The organism is Stenotrophomonas sp. STEN087 (assembly GCF_056759115.1).
In genome coordinates, this window is the sequence record NZ_JBRRCR010000018.1 from 1 (window position 1) to 19392 (window position 19392).

The window sequence follows — 19392 nt, forward strand, 5'->3', positions numbered from 1 at the left end:
GGTCCGGTTGAGGGGGACGCCGTGAACCCATCCATGGGGGCTTGGTCGCGGCATCCATGCCGCTCACACCCCCTCAACCGGACCCACCCCGCCTTCGACAGTTTCCTGCGAGCTGTCGGAACGGCACGGGGTCAGATCCCGTTGCGACGCAACGGGCTCTGACCCCATCCGGATGAATTCTCAAACTGGAATGCATCCACGCGTGGCGTGGCTCTACTGGTGGGTTCCGACCGTTGGTCGGCACGGGGTCGGATCCCGTTGCGACGCAACGGGCTCTGACCCCATCCGGATGAATTCTCATCTTGGAATGCATCCACGCGTGGCGTGGCTCTACTGCTCTGGTGGGTGCCGACCGTTAGTCGGCACGGGGTCGGATCCCGTTGCGACGCAACGGGCTCTGACCGCATCCGGATGAATTCTTATCTTGAAATGCATCCACGCATGGCGTGGATCTACTGGTAGGTGCCAACCTTGGTTGGCACGTTTCAGTCCCAGAACACGGTCAGTACGCGGTGGCCTTCCGAGGGCACGGGGGCGTCGATGTGTTGGCCGTACGGCCAGCCTTCGCCTACGCCGTCGCATTCCAGGCCCTGCAGCCAGCCTTCCACGGTTGCGGCGTCGGCGCGGGTCAGCACGTGCACGTTCTCCGCGGCAGGCCATTCGCTGTCGTCTTCCAATGCACTGCCCCAGTCCTGGTGCAGGCCCACGTAGATACCTTCCACTTCGGGCTTTTCACCAATCGCGGCCAGGCGTGCGTACAGCTCGGCAATCGGCGGGCGACCGTAGCCCCACTGGTTCGGTGCGATGCACTCTTCGAAGTCGTTGCCTTCGAAGTACGCGGCCAGCGGTACCACCGGCAGGTGCTCCGGATCACGGGCGTCAAGACGTTCAAGCAGGTCCAGCGGTTGCTGACGGGCGGACATGGGGCGTTCCTTGCAATGGGGAGCCGCGATTGTAGCGATCGCGGTCAGTAGATCGGCGTGACCTTCATCTGCGGCAGCGGACGTGGTGCGCCGTCGGTCAGGTCCGGGCCCAGGTCTTCCCAGGTGCGGCCCTGCTCCACCATCTGCGCCCACAGCTGCTGCGAACCACGACGCTTGTCTTCCGAGCCGAGCTTGTACGAAGGTGGCACGGGCTCGCCGCGGGCGACGATGGAATATGCCGCACGATAAGCCAGCACCTGCTGCGCCGGGTCGTCGGTGCGCGCCACTTCCAGCGTGTAGCGCTGGTAGGCCGAAGCGAGGTTGCGCCAACGGATCCAGTAGTGATTCTCGAACGAGAACGCGCAGAAGCGTGCGCCGGCCAGGCTGCCCTTGTCAGCGATGCGGCTCAGCACCTCCTGCGGCATGTCCAGGTTCATGCCGCCTTCGTCGCCCTGCAGGCTCACATGCACGATGCGGTCGCGGTAGCCCGGTGCACGCGCCTGCAGCAGGTCGCGCCAGTTCTGCATGGTGGCCACCACTGCGAACAGGAAGCGACCCAGCTCGGCCGCGGCCAGCGGCGTGGCGATGGACTGGTAATGCCGCTGCCAGCCGTGGCGGTTCTCGGTAGGCAGCACCACCGCACGCTCCAGCGCCTGCTGGCCGGTGGTGCCGTGGCTGACATCCTCGGCGTGCTGCGGGTAGACCAGGTTGATCGCGAAGGTCGGCCAGCGTGGCATCGCCGCGTCGAACAGGTGGATGGGGAAGTTGCTGCTGATGCCGCCATCGGAGAACCAGCAGATGCGGAACGCGGTGATGACCGGCCCGCAGGACTGGCCGGCACTGGTCAGTCCTTCCATGCTGTCGGCCACGTTGTGTTCGGCATCGGCCGCGGCCGGCGACGGCTCGCAGCGGCGCTCGCGGCGCGCGGGTTCATGCAGAGGCACCGCGCTGATCAGCAGCGGGAAACTCAGGCTCATGCGGGTGGCCACCAGCACCGGCAACTGCGGGCCCTGCGGCAGGTGGTAGTACTGCCGGCCCTCCACATCCACCGGCGCACCGGCATGGTCGACCAGCCACTGCACCACGCTGGCCGGGAACAGCTGCTCGAACTCCTCGCGCAGGAACCAGAACTGCGCGCCACCCAGCGGCAGCGTGCGCGGTTCGTTGTGCGATACGCAGGTGGTGATCATCTGCAGGCTGATCGCATGCGGGCTCTCCGGCTCGCCGGCATAGCGGGGCGCGTCGTGCAGATCGGCGAAGGTGAGCGGCGCGTCCAGCGGCTTGCCGGACAGCTGCTGCAGGCTCTCGTGCAGCCATTCGGTCAGCGCCGGCTTGCGCGCATCGCGGCCCAGGCCGCTGCACAGGCCCAGCAGGTTGCGCCGTGCCACCCTCGCCACCCGCAGCGCGGCACCGGCCACACCCGCACCATAGGCGCACAGCAGCGACGGCAGCAGGGTGGCCGCCACGCCGCTCCAACCGCCGCCCCACCAGCCCAGGCCGAGCAGCAGCGCCAGCGACACCAGCACTTCCAGCGGGGCGATTTCGAACACGGCCACCGCCAGGCACAGCAGCTTGCGCGGCCAGCCGTAACCACCGGTCAGCGCCACCAGCAGCCGGTAGGCCGCCCGCGCACCGCGCGCCGGCTGGAACAGGCTGTAGATGAAGCCGCGCCGCGACAGCTGCGCCGACACCGCCGACAGGCCGCCATAGCCGGCGTCGTCAGCCAGGTGCTCGCCGGCCTGCTGGCGGCGATCGCCATAGGCCGCCGCTGCCGCGACCGCCGCGGCAATGGCGCCGGCCGAGGTGCCGCCGATGCTCTTGAACCGATAATCGCGGGCCAGCGCCAGTACCGCATTGGGGTACACGATGCCGCTGGTGATGCCGCCCTTCATGACCAGATCGCAGTACTTGTCTGCCACTACCCTGCCCCCGCTGACTGTGCCTGAGATGCCACCCGACGCTACGGATGCAGTATGACGCGAAGGCTTCTCACAGCCTGAGAACCCGCCCACGGAAGGGCCACTGGCCGCCCCCGCCGTGCCGGGGCACACTGCGCCCAGGACACTCATGCAGGGATTGCCATGACCACCCGTCGCGCGTTCATCGCAGGCTGTGCCGCCGCCACTGCCGCCAGTGCCTGTACCCGGCGCGGCACGCCCGTGGCCAACGACATCAGCCAGCTGGAACCCACCGACGTGGCCGCGGTGCGGGCCGTTGCCGAAACGGCCGACCTGCAGGCCGCCCTGCAGCAGCACCGGGGCACGATCTGCGTGGCCGGCGGCCGCTACAGCATGGGCGGGCAGACCAGTGCGGCCGGCGCCCTGCAGCTGGACCTGACGCCGAGCCACCGCCTGCTGTGGCTGGACGTCGCGCGCAAGGCGGTGCGCGTGCAGGCCGGCATGCGCTGGCGCGCGCTGCAGGAATGGCTGGACCCGCACAACCTGTCGGTGAAGGTGATGCAGAGCTTCAGCAATTTCACCGTGGGCGGTTCGGTGTCGGTGAACTGCCATGGTCGCTACGTCGGCAGCGGCAGCATCGCTTCCACCGTGCGTGCGCTGCAGGTGGTACTGCGGTCCGGCGAGGTGGTCGAGACCTCGCGCACGCAGCACCCGGAGCTGTTCGCCGCGGTCATCGGTGGCTATGGCCTGATCGGCGTGGTCAGTGAAGTCGAGCTGGACCTGGCCGACAACGACCGCATGGCGCGGCACATGGAGCGGGTGGCACTGGCCGATTACCCGCAATGGTTCCGCGAGAACGTGGCGTCGCGCAGCGATGCGTTGATGCACAACGCCGACCTGATTCCGCCGCGTTTCGATGCACCGGTGACCGTGACCTGGCTGCGCAGCACAGCAGCGCTGACCGACACCCGGCGCCTGATACCGGTGGGTGCGAACTATGCCCACGAGCAGAACATGATCTGGGCCGTCACCGAACTGCCCGGTGGCCCGCAGCTGCGCGAGAGCTCGGTGGTGAAGCAGCAGATTGCCGAACCGCGGGTGATCCATCGCAACCTGGAAGCGAGCCTGGACGTGGCCGCGCTGGAACCCCGCACACGCGCGATGTCGACCTACCTGCTGCAGGAATACTTCATCCCCGTGCGCAGCTTCCAGGCCTTCGCCACGCGCATGGCCGCGATCCTGCAGCACCACCGCGTGGATGCATTGAACGTATCGATCCGCCACGCGCCGGCGGATACGACCGCGTTGATGAAGTGGGCGAACGAAGAAGTGTTCTGCTTCGTGCTGTACCACAAGCAGCGACGACACCCGTGGGGCGACACGATGTCCACGCGCTGGACCCGCGCATTGATTGACGCAGCAGTGGAAAGCGGCGGCCGTTACTACCTGCCCTACCGCCCGCACGCCACACGCGAGCAGTTCCAGCGCGCGTACCCGCAATGGAACGCATTCGTTGAACGCAAACGCCAGTACGACCCGCAGATGCAGCTGGTGAACCACCTCTGGCAGCGCTACTTGGCCGCCCCCTAGCAATGGGGTCAGAGCCCGTTGCGATGCAACGGGATCCGACCCCGTGCCGTTCCCACAGATCGCGGAAAACCGTCGAAGGCGGGGTGGGTCCGGTTGAGGGGGTGTGAGCGGCATGGATGCCGCGACCAAGCCCCCATGGATGGGTTCACGGCGTCCCCCTCAACCGGACCCACCCCGCCAACCCACGGATAGCCAGCTTTTGAAGTTGAGGTTGCCGGCCAGCGGCCGGCACTACCGCAGGTAACCCCACACTTGACCCCGACAACCATCGGCGTAGCATCAGCACCAAGCCAAGGGACAGACCCGCGGCTACCACAACGACATGAGGGATTCTCATGGAATTCGACTATCTCGTCTTCATCGGGCGTTTTGAGCCCTTCCACAACGGCCACGCCGCCGTTGCCCGCCTGGCCCTGAGCCGGGCCCGCAAGCTGATCTTCCTGGTCGGCTCTGCCGATACCCCCCGCAGCCTGCGCAATCCCTGGACCGTGGCCGAACGCGCCGTGATGATCCAGGCCGCCCTCGATGGCAACACCGAACGCCTGCTGATCCGCCCGCTGCGCGACCACCTGTACAACGAGGCCCAGTGGATCGCCAACGTGCAGCGCCAGGTGGCCGAAGCCCTGCGCAACGACGGCGCTGCCGCCGATGCCAAGGTCGGCCTGATCGGCATGGACAAGGACGCCTCCAGCTACTACCTGCGCGAATTCCCGCAGTGGCCGCTGGTGGACGTGCAGCACACCGCCACCCTGTCGGCCACCGAGCTGCGCCGCTACCTGTTCGAAGCCGGCGACGTCGACTTCCACGGTGCGCTGCTGATGCTGCGTGGCAACGTACCGGCGCCGGTGTACGACATGCTCGAAGCCTTCCGCAGAAGCGCACCGGCCTATGGCCAGCTGGTGGCCGAGTACCGCTTCATCGAACAGTACAAGGCCGCCTGGAAGGACGCGCCCTACGCGCCCACCTTTGTCACCACCGATGCGGTGGTGGTGCATTCGGGCCACGTGCTGCTGGTGCGCCGCCGTTCGGAACCCGGCAAGGGCCTGTGGGCACTACCCGGCGGCTTCGTCGGCCAGGAACAGAGCCTGCTCGACAGCTGCCTGCGCGAACTGCGTGAAGAGACCCGGCTGAAGATTCCGCTGCCGGTGCTGAAGGGTTCGTTGAAGAGCCAGCAGGTGTTCGACCATCCCGACCGCAGCCAGCGCGGCCGCACCATCACCCACGGTTTCCACTTCGAATTCCCGGCCGGTGAACTGCCGGCGGTGCGCGGCGGCGACGACGCCGACAAGGCGCGCTGGATTCCGGTGAGCGAAGCACTGGAGATGGGCCCGCAGCTGTTCGAAGACCACCTGCACATCCTGGAATATTTCCTCGGCCGGGGCTGACCCGACCGGCTTTCCCCACCGGCGGATAGACCGCCGGTGTCACTCGACGCGAAGGAGCTTCCGTCATGCATTACCTCGATAATCTTCTCCTCGACACCGACAGCTACAAGGCCAGCCACTGGCTGCAGTACCCGCCGGGTACCGATGCCACGTTCTTCTACGTGGAATCGCGCGGCGGCCTGCATGACCGCACGGTGTTCTTCGGCCTGCAGGCGATCCTCAAGGACGCGCTGGCACGGCCGGTCACCCACGCCGATATCGACGCCGCCGCCGCGGTATTCGCCGCACATGGCGAACCGTTCAACGAAGCCGGCTGGCGCGATATCGTCGATCGCCTCGGCGGCCACCTGCCGGTACGCATCCGCGCCGTGCCCGAGGGCAGCGTGGTGCCCACGCACCAGGCGCTGATGACCATCGAATCGACCGACCCGGCCGCGTTCTGGGTGCCCTCGTACCTGGAAACCCTGCTGCTGCGCGTGTGGTACCCGGTCACCGTGGCCACCATCAGCTGGCATGCGCGGCAGACCATCGCCGGTTTCCTGCAGCAGACCAGCGACGACCCGCAGGGGCAGCTGCCGTTCAAGCTGCACGACTTCGGCGCACGCGGTGTATCGAGCCTGCAGTCGGCCGCGCTGGGCGGTGCCGCGCACCTGGTCAACTTCCTCGGCACCGACACCGTCTCGGCGCTGTGCCTGGCCCGCGCGCACTACCACGCGCCGATGGCCGGCTATTCGATTCCCGCCGCCGAGCACAGCACCATCACCAGCTGGGGCCGCGAGCGCGAAGTGGATGCCTACCGCAACATGCTGCGCCAGTTCGGCAGGCCCGGTGCGATCGTCGCGGTGGTGTCGGACAGCTATGACATCTACCGCGCCATCAGCGAACACTGGGGCACCACCCTGCGCGATGAAGTGATCGCCTCCGGCGCGACCCTGGTCATCCGCCCCGATTCGGGCGACCCGGTGGAGGTGGTGGCCGAGAGCCTGCGCCGCCTGGACGAGGCCTTTGGCCACACGATCAACGGCAAGGGCTACCGCGTGCTCAACCATGTGCGGGTGATCCAGGGCGATGGCATCAACCCGGACACCATCCGCGCCATCCTGCAGCGCATCACCGCGGACGGCTACGCCGCCGACAACGTGGCCTTCGGCATGGGCGGTGCGCTGCTGCAGCGGCTGGACCGCGATACGCAGAAATTCGCGCTGAAGTGCTCGGCCGCGCGGGTCGACGGTGCCTGGATCGATGTCTACAAGGACCCGATCACCGATGCGGGCAAGACCAGCAAGCGCGGCCGCATGCGCCTGCTGCGCCGCCTGGACGATGGCAGCCTGCATACGGTGGCGCTGCCGGCCAGCGGTGACGACACCCTGCCGGCCGGCTTCGAGGATGCGATGGTGACCGTGTGGGAGAACGGCCGGTTGCTGTACGACCAGCGGCTGGAGGACATCCGCGCGCGGGCTGCGGCGGGGCGTTGAAGGTTCGTCCCGCCCGGGGTCAGAGCCCGCTGCGTGGCAGCGGGATCCGACCCCTTCCTTCCGCCGGGCTCTGCCCCCCCCTTGCCCCTTGACCCTGGCCGGCAACGCGTCCACCGTGGGCACGCCGAAGGTATCCCTGCCACGGCTGGATGGCGGCAGGGATTTGAATGGGAATCCGGTGAAGGCGCCTTACGCGCCCATTCCGGAGCTGCCCCGCAGCGGTGAATGGAAACGAATCCTGCCAACAGCACTGGGCTCGCGCCTGGGAAGCGGCAGGTAGTAGGTGGGCTGCGGCCCGTGTCCATCAGCCCGAATACCGGCCCCGGCCGGGGGACACGACTGTCCCCTGACTCGACCTGGAATCTCCGCGGGGAGGTTGCCGGGGCCAATGTCGTCCTGCGCGTGCAGGCGACGTGGCCGCGCGCGTCCTGTTCACGGTTTCCGGCCAGACCCGTTGCCCACGCCCAGATGCACCCGACGATGACCGAGTTCCAACGCCCCGCCCTGTCCCTGCCTGCCGACGGCAAGCGCCTGCTGCTGCATTCGTGCTGCGCGCCCTGCTCGGGCGAAGTGATGGAGGCGATCACCGCCTCCGGGATCGACTACGCGATCTTCTTCTACAACCCCAACATCCACCCGGTGAAGGAATACGAGCTGCGCAAGCAGGAGAACATCCGCTTCGCCGAGCAGCACGGCATCCCCCTCATCGACTGCGACTACGACACCGACAACTGGTTCAGCCGCGCGCGCGGCATGGAGAACGAACCCGAGCGTGGCATCCGCTGCACGATGTGCTTCGACATGCGTTTCGAGCGCACCGCGCTGTACGCGCATGAGCACGGCTACGACACCATCAGTTCGTCGCTGGGCATTTCGCGCTGGAAGAACATGACGCAGATCAACGACTGCGGCGTGCGCGCGGCCTCGCGCTACGAAGGCCTGCAGTACTGGGAATACAACTGGCGCAAGGGCGGCGGTGCCAGCCGCATGGTGGAGATCAGCAAGCGCGAGCAGTTCTACCAGCAGGAATACTGCGGCTGCGTGTATTCGCTGCGCGATGCCAACCGCCACCGCCGCGAAACCGGCCGCGAGCGCATCAAGATCGGCCTGCTGTACTACGGCCAGGAGGCTGAAACGCCGCAGGGCGATTGACGTGTGCGCGGGGGGCGGCCACGCTGGTCGCCCCCTCTGCTGTGCTGGACCCTGCCATGACCGCCCTGCCCGCCGATGTCGCCCTGCTGGTGATCGACCTGCAGCCGGACTTCATGCCCGGTGGCGCGCTGGCCTGTGACCAGGGCGATGCGCTGGTGGCGCCGATTGCCGAACTGCTGGCGCAGCGCCGCTACCGCACGGTGGTGGCCACCCAGGACTGGCACCCGGCCGACCACGCCTCGTTCGCCAGCCAGCACCCGGGCACGCGCCCGTTCGAGAGCATCCTGCTGCACGCGCAGCCGCAGACCCTGTGGCCGGACCACTGCGTGCAGGGCAGCGACGGCGCCGCGCTGCACCCGGGCGTGGACTGGACCGTGGCCGACCTGATCCTGCGCAAGGGCACCCGCCAGCAGGTGGACTCGTACAGCGCGTTCCGCGAGAACCATGGTCCGGAGGGCGAACGCCCGCCGACCGGGCTGGCCGGCTGGCTGCATGAGCGCCGCATCCGCGAGGTGCATGTGTGCGGCCTGGCGCGCGACTACTGCGTGCTGTGGAGCGCGCAGGACGCGGTGAAATCCGGCTTCCGGGTGAAGTTCCTTTGGGACCTGACCCGGCCGGTGACCGAAGCCAACGACGCGATGGTGCGTGAGGCGCTGGGCAAGGCGGGGATTGCGATCGTCTGAGGCGTGACGCCGGGCATGGCCCGGCGCTAACGGATAACCGCCGTTGGTAGCGCCGGGCCCTGCCCGGCGGCCGCGGGCTGGGAAAATTCCGGAACACCACCGTGCGATGCCCGTTGAGCAGAATGCGGTGCTCGACGTGCCGGCGCACGGCGCGCGCCAGCACCTGGGATTCGGTGTCGCTGCCCAGCCGCACCAGTTCGCGCGGTGCCATGGCGTGGTCCACGCGGGCCACGTCCTGTTCGATGATCGGGCCTTCGTCCAGATCCTCGGTGACGTAGTGCGCGGTGGCGCCGATGATCTTGACCCCGCGTGCGTGCGCCTGGTGGTACGGCTGCGCGCCCTTGAAGCTGGGCAGGAAACTGTGGTGGATGTTGATCGCGCGGCCGGCCAAGGCGCGGCACAGCGTCGGCGAAAGGATCTGCATGTAGCGCGCCAGCACCACCAGGTCGATACGCTCGCGCTCGACCAGATCGATGATCTGCTGTTCCTGCACGGCGCGCGTGTCCGCGTTCACCGGCAAGTGATGGAACGGCACCTGGTAGGACGCGGCCAGCGGCGCGAAATCGGCGTGGTTGGACGCCACCGCGGCGATGTCCACTTTCAGCTGGCCGCTATGGGCGCGGAACAGCAGGTCGTTCAGGCAATGGCCCTGCTTGCTGACCAGCACCAGCAGGCGCGCGCGGCGGCGGCCGTCGTGCAGCTGCCAGTCCATGCCGTAGTCGGCGGCCAGCGCGGCCATTGCTGCATTCACGGTATCCAGCGGCAGGCTGGCGTCGCGGTCGAAATGCACGCGCAGGAAGAAGCGGCCGCTCTCCTCATCGCCGAACTGCTGGGCGTCGAGGATGTTGCAGCCGTGGTCGAACAACAGCCCGGACACGCGGTAGACGATGCCGGTGCGGTCGGGGCAGGACAGGGTAAGAATGGAATCGGGGCGCATCGCCCGAGTTTAGGGCAGCGCCGTGGCAGCGGGGACGATGGTCACCGATGCAACCGTGTGCGCCGATGATCAGCGTGGCGCCTCCATCAGCGCCTGCAGTGCCCGCAGCGCTTGCCCGTCGTTCTCCCAGCCCAGCGCGGTGGTCATCAGCGCGCCGTCCTTCAGCAGATGGAAGGTGGGCGTCTGGCCAGTGCGCAGCGCCGTCCAGGCCGGGCCGGGCTGCAGCGGCTGCATCGGCAGATCGGGATGCGCACGGTTCCAGTCCAGCATCTGCTGGATGGGCCAGTTCTGGTCGTTGGGCACCACCAGCTGCAGGTGTGGCCGCAGCCCCGCGAACGCGGGATCGGTGGTGATCGCCGCCAGGGCACGCTGCGAGAAACCACAGTACGGATGGACCAGCGCTACGATCTGCCAGCCCTGCTGCGGCAGGGTGCGGCGGACGGCGTGGTCGGCGTCTGAAAGCACCAGCACCTGGCGCGCCGCGACCGTATCACCGGTGATCCCGGGCAGAACCTTGGCATCCAGGCCTGCATCGGCGCGCAGCGCATTGGCCTGGGCGAACCGGCGCTGTGCGATCAGCGCACGGTGCAGTTCATCGGCGCGGGCCTTCGCGGCATCGCCCTGACCCCGCAAACGCGGCAACAGGCACTGCATCTGGTCCAGCCGCTGCGCGTCCGGCGCGTAGAAGTTGACCAGCTGGGTGGCCGCGAATGCATCCTCCACGCGCTCGGCCGGTACGGCCTGGCAGCCCTCGGCGAGCATCGATGCCAGCGGATCGGCCTGGTAGGCCACCTGCAGGCGCTGCACGCGCTCGGCCAGTGGCATCGCCCGCGCGTCTTCGTCGATGGCCTGCAGGCGGTCGGCCAGAGGGGTCGGGGCGGCGGACACGCCGGCGCTGGCCAACAACAGCAGCCCACCCATCCAACGATGCAGTGCGGTCGACTTCATGCGGCCTCCTTCCCCATGGACGCAGGCAGCCTAGCGCGGTCGAAGGACACACACCAAGTGCGGATGCGACAACACTGCGCGGCTTGGTACAGACCCAAGCGATACTTTCCCTCCCGCATGGCAAGCTGGTCGGTCATGAACCTGTTGCAGCTCATCCGCAGCTTCACCCGCACCGCAGAGACCGGCAGCATTGCCGCCGCGGCCCGCCACCTTGGCATCAGCGCCACCGCCGTGGGCCAGAACATCCACCGGCTGGAAGCCCACCTGGGCGTGCGCCTGCTCAACCGCAGCACGCGGCAGCTGGCACTCAGCGAAGCCGGTGCGGTGTACCTGGCGCAGGTGCGGCACATCGAGGCCGACCTGGCGCGCGCGCAGGCGATGGTCACCGCCGGCGATATCGAACCGTCCGGGCCGCTGCGCATCGCCAGCAGCAGCGCGTTCGGCCGCCACGTGTTGGCTCCACTGCTGCCCCGCCTGCAGCAGCGCTACCCGCAGCTGCAGCTGGAACTGCGCCTGAGCGATCGCGCCGTGCAGCACGGGCCGGAAGCGGTGGATGCCAGCATCCGCATCGGCGCGCAGCTGGAAGACGGGCTGGTGGCGCGGCCGCTGGCGCGCATCCCCTTCGTGTTCTGTGCGTCGCCGGCGTATCTGCAGGCGCACGGCACGCCGGCCGATCCGGCCGCGCTGAACGGCCATCGCGGGCTGCTGCACCGCTTCCCCACCGATGGCCGGCCGCTGCGCTGGGGCCTGCTGAAGGACGGCCAGCGGGTGGATGCGGCGCTGCCGCCGAGCATGGTCTGCGATGACATCGACGCGCTGGCCGAACTGGCCGCTGCAGGCGCGGGCATCACCCGGCTGGCCGCGTTCGTGGCCGAGCCCTATCTGCGCGATGGCCGCCTGCAGGCGGTGTTCGGCCCGACCAGCGACTGGCAGCCGGAGCCGATGGAGGTGTTCTTCTGCGTGAGCGACCGCCGCGATTTCACCGCGAAGATCCGCGCGCTGTTCGAGCACCTGCAGGCCGGCATCGCGCCGGCCTGGCAGGTCTGAGGCTCAGCGTGCGCGGAACACGTTGCGCGCTTCGCGCGGCTCGCAGCGCAGGTACTGCGGCGACGGCACCACGCTGTCGCCCAGCGCGGCAGCGGCGTGCCACGGCCAGCGCGGGTCGTACAGGATGCCGCGGGCCAGGGCGATGGCATCGGCCTGGTTGTGGCGCAGGATCGATTCGGCCTGTTCCGGCTCGGTGATCAGGCCGACCGCGATGACCGGCATGCGCAGCTTCTTGGCCTTGATGGCCGCCGCGAACGGTACCTGGTAACCCGGGCCGACGCTGATCTTCTGGCGCTCGTCGAGGCCGCCGCTGGACACGTGCAGGAAGTTGCAGCCGCGTGCGTCGAGAATCTGTGCCAGCGCTTCGCTCTGCACCAGGTCCCAGCCGCCATCGACCCAGTCGGTGGCGGAAATGCGCACGCCCACCGACACCTTGTCCGACACCGCGGTGCGCACGGCATCGAACACTTCCACCAGCAGGCGCAGGCGGTTCGGCAGCGAGCCACCGTAGCCGTCGGTGCGGCGGTTGCTGAGCGGCGACAGGAACTGGTGCAGCAGGTAGCCGTGCGCGGCGTGGATCTCGATCAGCTCGAAGCCCAGGCGCTCGGCGCGCACCGCGCTGGCGGCGAAGGCGGCGATGACCTCGGCGATGCCGGCTTCATCCAGCGCCTCCGGCGCCGGGTCGGCGGCATGGAACGGTACCGGCGACGGGGCGACGGTGGCCCAGCCGTTGGCAGCGTCGGCCGGCAGCTGGCGGCCGCCGTCCCACGGGCGGGCGGTGGAGGCCTTGCGGCCGGCATGGGCCAGCTGGATGCCCAGCGGCATCGACGACCAGCGGCGGACGCTGGCCAGCACCTGCGCCAGGGCGGCCTCGGTCTCGTCGTCCCACAGGCCCAGGTCGGCCCAGCTGATGCGCCCGCGCGGCTCGACCGCGGTGGCTTCCAGGATCAGCAGGCCGGCGCCGGACTGCGCCAGGTTGCCCAGGTGCATGGCGTGCCAGTCGCTGGCGCGGCCCTCTTCGGCGGAGTACTGGCACATCGGCGCGATCACGATGCGGTTGGGCAGGGTCAGGGGGCCGAGGGACATCGGCGAGAACAGCTGGCTCAAGACGGTAAGGACATGCGTAGGGGGTGCGTATTGCACCGCTGCACGGCCTGCGGATCAACCATCTGGATGGATCGCTGTTTCGCGGGGGCGCGTCGGCGGCCGCCGTTGCCCGCCGGGCATGGCCCGGCGCTACCGGGTCGCGAAACCCGCCAACGCCTCGGCGCAGTCCCGTTCATCCTTGAACTGCAGCAGGTCATCGGCGCGGGTGCGGCCGCGGTTCAGCGCCGCCACCGGCAACCCGGCCTTTGCGGCAGCCTGCACGAAGCGGAAACCGGAATAGACCATCAGCGAGGAACCCACCACCAGCACCGCATCGGCCTGCTGCAGGTGCTCGTGCACGGCTGCCACGCGCTCGCGCGGCACGTTTTCACCGAAGAACACCACGTCCGGCTTCAGCAGGCCGCCGCAGTACGGGCAATCCGGCACCACGAAGGCGGAGAAGTCGGTTTCCAGGTCGGCGTCACCGTCCGGGGCGATACCCGCGTCCAGCGCGTCCCAGCCCGGGTTGGCTTCGAGCAGGCGCTGCTGGAAATCCTCGCGCTCGCTGCGGCGTTCGCAGCCCATGCAGCGCACCAGGTCCAGCCGCCCGTGCAGGTCGATCACGTTCTGGCTGCCGGCGCGCTGGTGCAGGCCGTCCACGTTCTGGGTCAGCAGCACCTGCAGTTTGCCGCGGGCTTCCAGCGCCGCCAGCGCCTGGTGGGTGCCGTTGGGCAGGGCCAGGCCGAAGCGCGGCCAGCCCAGCAGGCTGCGCGCCCAGTAGCGCTGGCGGGTGGCCGCCTCGCCCATGAAGGCCTGATAGGTCACCGGCGGCGTGCGTTTCCACTGGCCGTCGGTATCGCGGTAATCGGGGATGCCCGAGGCGGTACTGCAGCCGGCGCCGGTCAGCACGAACAGGCGTTGGGCGCGGTCGATGAAGTCGGTCAGCGGCGGGGTCATGGCAGCGAAATGGGGGCGTTGGGCCGCCCCCGCAAGCGCGTGGTCAGCTGGCCGGGTCGGCCGCCGGAGCGCCCGGCAGGCGCGGCACGGCGGTCGGCTGGCCATCCTCGCCCAGCGCGATCATCACGAAGTGGCCGCGGGTGCACAGCTTGCGCTCGCCGCTGTGCAGGTCTTCGGCAATCAGCTCCACCTCGACCTTCATCGAGCTGCGGCCCACTTCGACGATGCGACCCACGGTTTCCACCATCTGGCCGATGCGGATGGGCAGCTTGAAATCGACCTGGTCGCTGCGCGCGGTCACCACGGTGCGGCGCGAATAGCGGGCGGCGGCCAGAAAGGCGGCCTTGTCCATCCACGCCAGCGCCTGGCCACCGAACAGGGTGCCCATGTGGTTGGTGTGGTTGGGGAAGACGATTTCGGCCATGCGCACTTCGATGGGCGGCACGGTTTCGGGGATGGAGGTCATGGCGGGGCCATTGCTGTGGGGTGCGGCAATTTTAAGCCAGGCCCGGTGCAGGCGGCGCTACACTGCGCCACGCCCACCGCACGGAACGCCGCCATGCCCGCCGCCACCGACCTGCTGGCCTTCGCCCTGCTGTCGCTGGGCATGGTGCTCACGCCTGGGCCGAACATGGTCTATCTGGTCTCGCGCTCGATCTGCCAGGGCCGCCGCGCCGGGCTGGTGTCGCTGGGCGGGGTGGCGCTGGGCTTCGTCTTCTACATGCTGTGCGCGGCGCTGGGCATCACCGCCCTGCTGATGACTGTGCCCTTCGCCTACGACACGCTGCGCATCGGCGGCGCGCTGTACCTGCTGTACCTGGCCTGGCAGGCGGTGAAGCCGGGCGGCCGCTCGCCCTTCGCGGTGCATGCACTGCCCGTGGACAGCCCGCGCCGGTTGTTCGCGATGGGTTTCCTGACCAACCTGCTGAACCCGAAGATCGCGGTGATGTACCTGTCCCTGCTGCCGCAGTTCCTGCACCCGGACGGCCACGGCAGCGTGCTGGCACAGTCGGTGGTGCTGGGCTTCACCCAGATCGCGGTCAGCCTGGCGGTGAACACGGTGATCGTGCTGATGGCCGGCAGCATTGCGGCGTTCCTGGCCGCACGGCCGAGCTGGCAGGCCGCGCAGCGCTGGCTGATGGGCACGGTGCTGGCCGGGCTTGCCGTGCGCATGGCGGTGGAAGGGCGGCGGTAACCGCTCTTTGTAGAGTCGAGCCATGCTCGACTGCTGTTCGCGAAGATCAGTCGAGCATGGCTCGACTCTACAAAAGCACGGCAGCCAAGCATGGGCTTGACTCTACGGAAACAAAAAACCCCGGCATTGCCGGGGTTCTTCGTTGCGACAGACCTGACCGGTTCGATCAGAAGTTCATGTCGAAGGCGACTTCGCCCTGCACGCCGACCTGGTAGGCCGAGACGCGGCGTTCGAAGAAGTTGGTCAGCTCCTGCACGTCCTGCAGTTCCATGAACGGCAGCGGGTTGCGCACGTTGTACTTCTTTTCCATGCCCAGCTTGGCGAAGTGCTGGTCGGCGCAGTGCTGCAGGTACTGGCGCATGTCGCGGGTCGAGATACCGGCCACGCCACCGGACAGCACGTCCTCGGCGAACTGCACTTCGCACTCGATCGCTTCGGCAAGCATGTCATAGACCTGCTGCTTCATTTCCTCGTCGAACAGGTCCGGCTCTTCCTCACGCACCACGCGCACCGATTCGAACGCGAAGTCCATGTGCGCGCTCTCGTCGCGGAACACCCAGTTGGTGCCCGAGGCCAGGCCCGGCAGCAGGCCGCGCGAACGGAAGTAGTACACGTAGGCGAAGGCGGCGAAGAAGAACAGGCCTTCGATGCACGCAGCGAAGCAGATCTGGTTCAGCAGGAACTGGCGGCGCTCGGCACGGGTCTCGATGCGTTTCAGATCCTGGATCGAGTCGATCCACTTGAAGCAGAAGTCGGCCTTCTTCTTGATCGAGTCGATGTTCTCCACCGCGGCGAAGGCTTTGACGCGCTCTTCCGGATCCGGCAGGTAGTTGTCGAGCAGGGTCAGGTAGAACTGCACGTGCAGCGCTTCTTCGTACAGCTGGCGCGACAGGTACATGCGCGCTTCGGGCGCGTTCAAGTGCTGGTACAGGTTCAGCACCAGGTTGTTGGACACGATCGAATCGCCGGTGGCGAAGAACGCGACCAGGCGGTGGATCAGGTGGCGCTCACCCGGCGACATCTTGCTGTGCAGGTCGGTGATGTCGATCTGGAAGTTGATCTCTTCCACCGTCCAGGTGTTCTTGATCGCGTTCCGGTACATGTCATAGAACTGCGGGTAGCGCATCGGGCGCAGGGTCAGTTCAAAACCGGGATCGAGCAGCATCTGCTTGGGCTTGTCGGCCATGGGTGTTTCCTTGAATTCTCGGGTCAAAACGCCGGGCGTGGCCCGGCGCTACCTTGGTATTTTTCTGCAGTCGAGCAGCAGTGCCGACCAACGGTCGGCACCCACCGCGCGATGTATTACTGGCAGGCCTCGCAGGCTTCCGGGTTTTCCAGCGAGCAGGCGATGGCTTCGTCCGGGCTGAACACCTTGGCCGGGGCCGCGCTGCTCACCGTGGTCTTGGCGATCTTGGTGGCCGGACGCGAACGCAGGTAGTAGGTGGTCTTGATGCCCTGCTTCCAGGCGTACATGTACATGGAAGACATCGCGCCGATGTTCGGGCTTTCCATGAACAGGTTGAGCGAGGCCGACTGGTCGATGAAGGCGCCGCGCTCGGCGGCCATGTCGATCAGTGCGCGCATCGGCAGTTCCCATGCGGTGCGGTAGACCTCGCGCAGGGTTTCCGGAATCTGCGCGATGCCGGCGATGGAACCTTCGGCCAGCTTGATGGCGTCGCGCATGTCGGCGGTCCACAGGCCCAGCTTCTTCAGCTCGTTCACCAGGTAGCGGTTGACCTGCAGGAAGTCACCGGACAGGGTTTCGCGCTTGAACAGGTTGGACACCTGCGGTTCGACGCACTCGTAGCAGCCGGCGATCGAGGCGATTGTCGCGGTCGGGGCAATCGCGATCATCAGCGAGTTGCGCAGGCCGTGTTCCTTGATGCGGGCGCGCAGGGCATCCCAGCGTGCGGTGTCTTCCGGCACCACGTTCCAGGCGTCGAACTGCAGTTCGCCGCTGGCGGCACGGGTGTCGTTGAACGACGGGTGCTTGCCGCGTTCCTGGGCCAGCTCCGAGGAGGTTTCCAGGGCGTGGAAGTAGATCGTTTCGGCGATCTTCTTCGACAGGGCGCGGGCTTCGGCGCTGTCGAACGGCAGGCGCTTGCGGAAGAACACGTCCTGCAGGCCCATGCAGCCCAGGCCGACCGGACGCCAGCGCAGGTTGGCGCGGCGGGCGGTTTCGATCGGGTAGAAGTTCAGGTCGATGACGCGGTCGAGCTGACGCACGGCCAGGCGCACGGTCTCGGCCAGCTTCTCGAAGTCGAACTCGTTGTGCTCGTCGAAGTGGTTGCCCAGGTTGATCGAACCCAGGTTGCACACCGCGGTTTCATCGTTGGACGTGACTTCCAGGATTTCCGTGCACAGGTTGGACAGGTGGATCACGTTGCCCGGACGCAGGGTCTGGTTGCTGGCGCGGTTGCACTTGTCCTTGAAGGTCATCCAGCCGTTACCGGTCTCGGCCAGGGTACGCATCATGCGGGCGTACAGCTTGCGGGCGGAGATGGTGCGGTTGGCCTTGCCCTGCGCTTCGGCCTGCAGGTAGGCGGCTTCGAAGGCTTCGCCGAACAGGTCGGTGAACTCCGGCACGACGCGCGGATCGAACAGCGACCATTCCTGGTCGGCCTCGACGCGCTTCATGAACAGGTCCGGCACCCAGTTGGCCAGGTTCAGGTTGTGGGTACGGCGGGCTTCGTCACCGGTGTTGTCACGCAGCTCGAGGAAGTCCTCGACGTCGGCATGCCAGGTTTCCAGGTAGACGCAGGCCGCGCCCTTGCGCTTGCCGCCCTGGTTCACCGCAGCCACGGACGAATCCATGGTCTTCAGCCACGGCACGATGCCGTTGGAATGGCCGTTGGTGGACTTGATGAGCGAACCACGCGAACGCACGCGGGTGTAGCTGACGCCGATGCCGCCGGAGAACTTCGACAGCTGGGCGATGTCGCCGTACTTGGAGTAGATCGATTCCAGCGAATCCTGCGGCGAATCCAGCAGGAAGCACGAGGACAGCTGCTCGTGGGTGGTGCCGGAATTGAACAGGGTCGGGCTGGACGGCAGGTAGTCCAGGTTGCCCATGCGCTTGTACAGCGCCAGGGTCTCGGACACGTCCTCGCTCAGCGCGCTGGCGATGCGCAGGAAGAACTGCTGCGGGGTCTCGATCACCTTGCGGGTGTGCGGGTGGCGCAGCAGGTAGCGGTCGTACAGGGTACGCAGGCCGAAGTAATCGAAGTTCAGGTCCAGCGAGATGTCGATGGCATCGTTGAGCTTGCGTGCGTTGGTCTGCACGAAGTTCAGCAGGCGGTCATTGATCAGGCCGACTTCGTGGCCACGGCTGACCGACTGCGAGAAGGCATAGATTTCCTGGCCCGACACTTCCTTGGCGATGTAGTTGGCCAGCAGGCGCGCCGCAAGGCGGCCGTACTCGGGCTCTTCACCGATCAGCAGGGCGGCGGTGCGGATGGACAGTTCGTCCAGCTCGCGGGTGGTGGCGCCGTTGTACAGGCCGGAGATGGTACGGGTGGCCACGCGCATCGGATCGACGGCGTGCAGGCCTTCGGAGGAACGCTGCACCGCGCGCACGATCTTGTTCAGATCCACCAGCTCGGTCGTGCCGTTGCGCTTGGTCACGCTCATCGCGTTGGCCGTCGGCGGCGACGTCAGCAGGAACTCGCTTTCCTTTTCGATGGTGGCGCTGGATTCGGTGGTCACGGCGTGTGTCCTCTTGGCGTGATTGGGGGTGCTGTATGCATCAGGGTTGCTCGACCCGGGACATGACAGCCCAGGGTGGCAGGACGGCGTCGCAGGAGCTGAGACCCTGCGCCTTCCACTGCCGGTTGGCGATCGCTGGCGGGTACCGCGGTAGAGCCCCGTTGCGGACCCCAAGCCATGGGGTCGTTGCGACCGACGGCCACAAGATAGTGGGGGTGATGGGGGCCGTCAACGCCAAATGTAGTGAAATTTGGTAATCCCTTGCGGCGCAAGGATCATGCCATCGGCGCCGCGTCTGGACGCTTTGGACCTGCCGGAACGGGCTGCGCAGTCAAGCCCGGAAGGCGTCACATCGGCGGTACAACGTGCTGCGGAAACGGAACAATGACAGCTTCACATGACAGTGATGAA

15 protein-coding genes, 1 pseudogene and 1 riboswitch are annotated in these 19392 nt (G+C 67.5%); of the genes and pseudogenes, 7 read left to right on the plus strand and 9 right to left on the minus strand.

Going from position 1 to position 19392, the window contains the following annotated elements; genetic code table 11:
• Positions 1-485 precede the first annotated feature (485 nt).
• Both ACVOK1_RS06935 and ACVOK1_RS06940 read right to left on the minus strand, forming a co-directional pair.
• A complete protein-coding gene (locus ACVOK1_RS06935) occupies positions 486-923 on the minus strand; it encodes a hypothetical protein (protein WP_481561537.1) in 438 nt (145 codons plus the stop codon).
• A gap of 44 nt (positions 924-967) precedes the next feature.
• On the minus strand, positions 968-2842 hold the full coding sequence (locus ACVOK1_RS06940) for a patatin-like phospholipase family protein (protein ID WP_481561538.1): 1875 nt from the start codon (positions 2840-2842) through the stop codon (positions 968-970).
• Positions 2843-3004: 162 nt separating this feature from the next.
• Between ACVOK1_RS06940 and ACVOK1_RS06945 the strand changes: the two genes are divergently transcribed.
• The 5 genes from ACVOK1_RS06945 (at position 3005) to pncA (ending at position 9106) form a co-directional block, all read left to right on the plus strand.
• On the plus strand, positions 3005-4411 hold the full coding sequence (locus ACVOK1_RS06945; protein ID WP_481561539.1) for an FAD-binding oxidoreductase: 1407 nt from the start codon (positions 3005-3007) through the stop codon (positions 4409-4411).
• Positions 4412-4746: 335 nt separating this feature from the next.
• Positions 4747-5796, plus strand: a complete 1050-nt coding sequence (locus ACVOK1_RS06950) for a bifunctional nicotinamide-nucleotide adenylyltransferase/Nudix hydroxylase (protein WP_481561540.1) — start codon at positions 4747-4749, stop codon at positions 5794-5796.
• Positions 5797-5861: 65 nt separating this feature from the next.
• The gene (locus tag ACVOK1_RS06955; protein WP_481561541.1) at positions 5862-7271 is read left to right on the plus strand and encodes a nicotinate phosphoribosyltransferase; all 1410 of its coding nucleotides are present in this window, start codon (positions 5862-5864) and stop codon (positions 7269-7271) included.
• Between the two features lie 111 nt (positions 7272-7382).
• Positions 7383-7610: riboswitch (cobalamin riboswitch) on the plus strand.
• Between the two features lie 141 nt (positions 7611-7751).
• Entirely contained in the window at positions 7752-8423 is a 672-nt protein-coding gene (locus ACVOK1_RS06960) for an epoxyqueuosine reductase QueH (RefSeq protein ID WP_481561542.1), read from the plus strand.
• 56 nt (positions 8424-8479) lie between these two features.
• Positions 8480-9106, plus strand: coding sequence for a bifunctional nicotinamidase/pyrazinamidase (gene pncA / locus ACVOK1_RS06965; RefSeq protein WP_200753410.1), 627 nt, complete (start codon positions 8480-8482; stop codon positions 9104-9106).
• Positions 9107-9194: 88 nt separating this feature from the next.
• Here the strand turns inward: pncA and purU are convergent.
• Together purU and ACVOK1_RS06975 are read right to left on the minus strand one after the other, a co-directional pair.
• Positions 9195-10043 (minus strand): annotated as a pseudogene (purU, locus tag ACVOK1_RS06970) (formyltetrahydrofolate deformylase); the annotation flags it as partial.
• 69 nt (positions 10044-10112) lie between these two features.
• Positions 10113-10991, minus strand: coding sequence for a hypothetical protein (locus ACVOK1_RS06975; protein ID WP_481561543.1), 879 nt, complete (start codon positions 10989-10991; stop codon positions 10113-10115).
• Between the two features lie 135 nt (positions 10992-11126).
• Here ACVOK1_RS06975 and ACVOK1_RS06980 point away from each other — a divergent pair, with 135 nt between their 5' ends.
• Entirely contained in the window at positions 11127-12038 is a 912-nt protein-coding gene (locus ACVOK1_RS06980) for a LysR family transcriptional regulator (RefSeq protein WP_481561544.1), read from the plus strand.
• 3 nt (positions 12039-12041) lie between these two features.
• On the opposite strand, the gene ACVOK1_RS06985 is transcribed toward ACVOK1_RS06980, so the two are convergent.
• The 3 genes from ACVOK1_RS06985 to ACVOK1_RS06995 all read right to left on the minus strand — a co-directional run bounded on the left by ACVOK1_RS06985 (position 12042) and on the right by ACVOK1_RS06995 (position 14547).
• On the minus strand, positions 12042-13145 hold the full coding sequence (locus tag ACVOK1_RS06985; RefSeq protein WP_481561545.1) for an NADH:flavin oxidoreductase/NADH oxidase: 1104 nt from the start codon (positions 13143-13145) through the stop codon (positions 12042-12044).
• Positions 13146-13274: 129 nt separating this feature from the next.
• Positions 13275-14081: an NAD-dependent protein deacetylase gene (locus ACVOK1_RS06990; protein ID WP_481561546.1), complete on the minus strand. Its 807-nt coding sequence runs from the start codon at positions 14079-14081 to the stop codon at positions 13275-13277.
• 43 nt (positions 14082-14124) lie between these two features.
• The gene (locus ACVOK1_RS06995; protein ID WP_481561547.1) at positions 14125-14547 is read right to left on the minus strand and encodes an acyl-CoA thioesterase; all 423 of its coding nucleotides are present in this window, start codon (positions 14545-14547) and stop codon (positions 14125-14127) included.
• Between the two features lie 93 nt (positions 14548-14640).
• Between ACVOK1_RS06995 and ACVOK1_RS07000 the strand changes: the two genes are divergently transcribed.
• The gene (locus ACVOK1_RS07000) at positions 14641-15276 is read left to right on the plus strand and encodes a LysE family translocator (RefSeq protein ID WP_481561549.1); all 636 of its coding nucleotides are present in this window, start codon (positions 14641-14643) and stop codon (positions 15274-15276) included.
• 166 nt (positions 15277-15442) lie between these two features.
• Here ACVOK1_RS07000 and ACVOK1_RS07005 read toward each other — a convergent pair whose 3' ends face one another.
• Both ACVOK1_RS07005 and ACVOK1_RS07010 read right to left on the minus strand, forming a co-directional pair.
• Positions 15443-16462 (minus strand): ribonucleotide-diphosphate reductase subunit beta, encoded by a 1020-nt coding sequence (locus ACVOK1_RS07005; protein ID WP_049433139.1) that lies wholly within the window; start codon positions 16460-16462, stop codon positions 15443-15445.
• A 116-nt stretch (positions 16463-16578) separates the two neighbouring features.
• Complete coding sequence (locus ACVOK1_RS07010) at positions 16579-18981, minus strand: ribonucleoside-diphosphate reductase subunit alpha (protein ID WP_108767354.1); 2403 nt, start codon at positions 18979-18981, stop codon at positions 16579-16581.
• Positions 18982-19392: the final 411 nt, after the last annotated feature.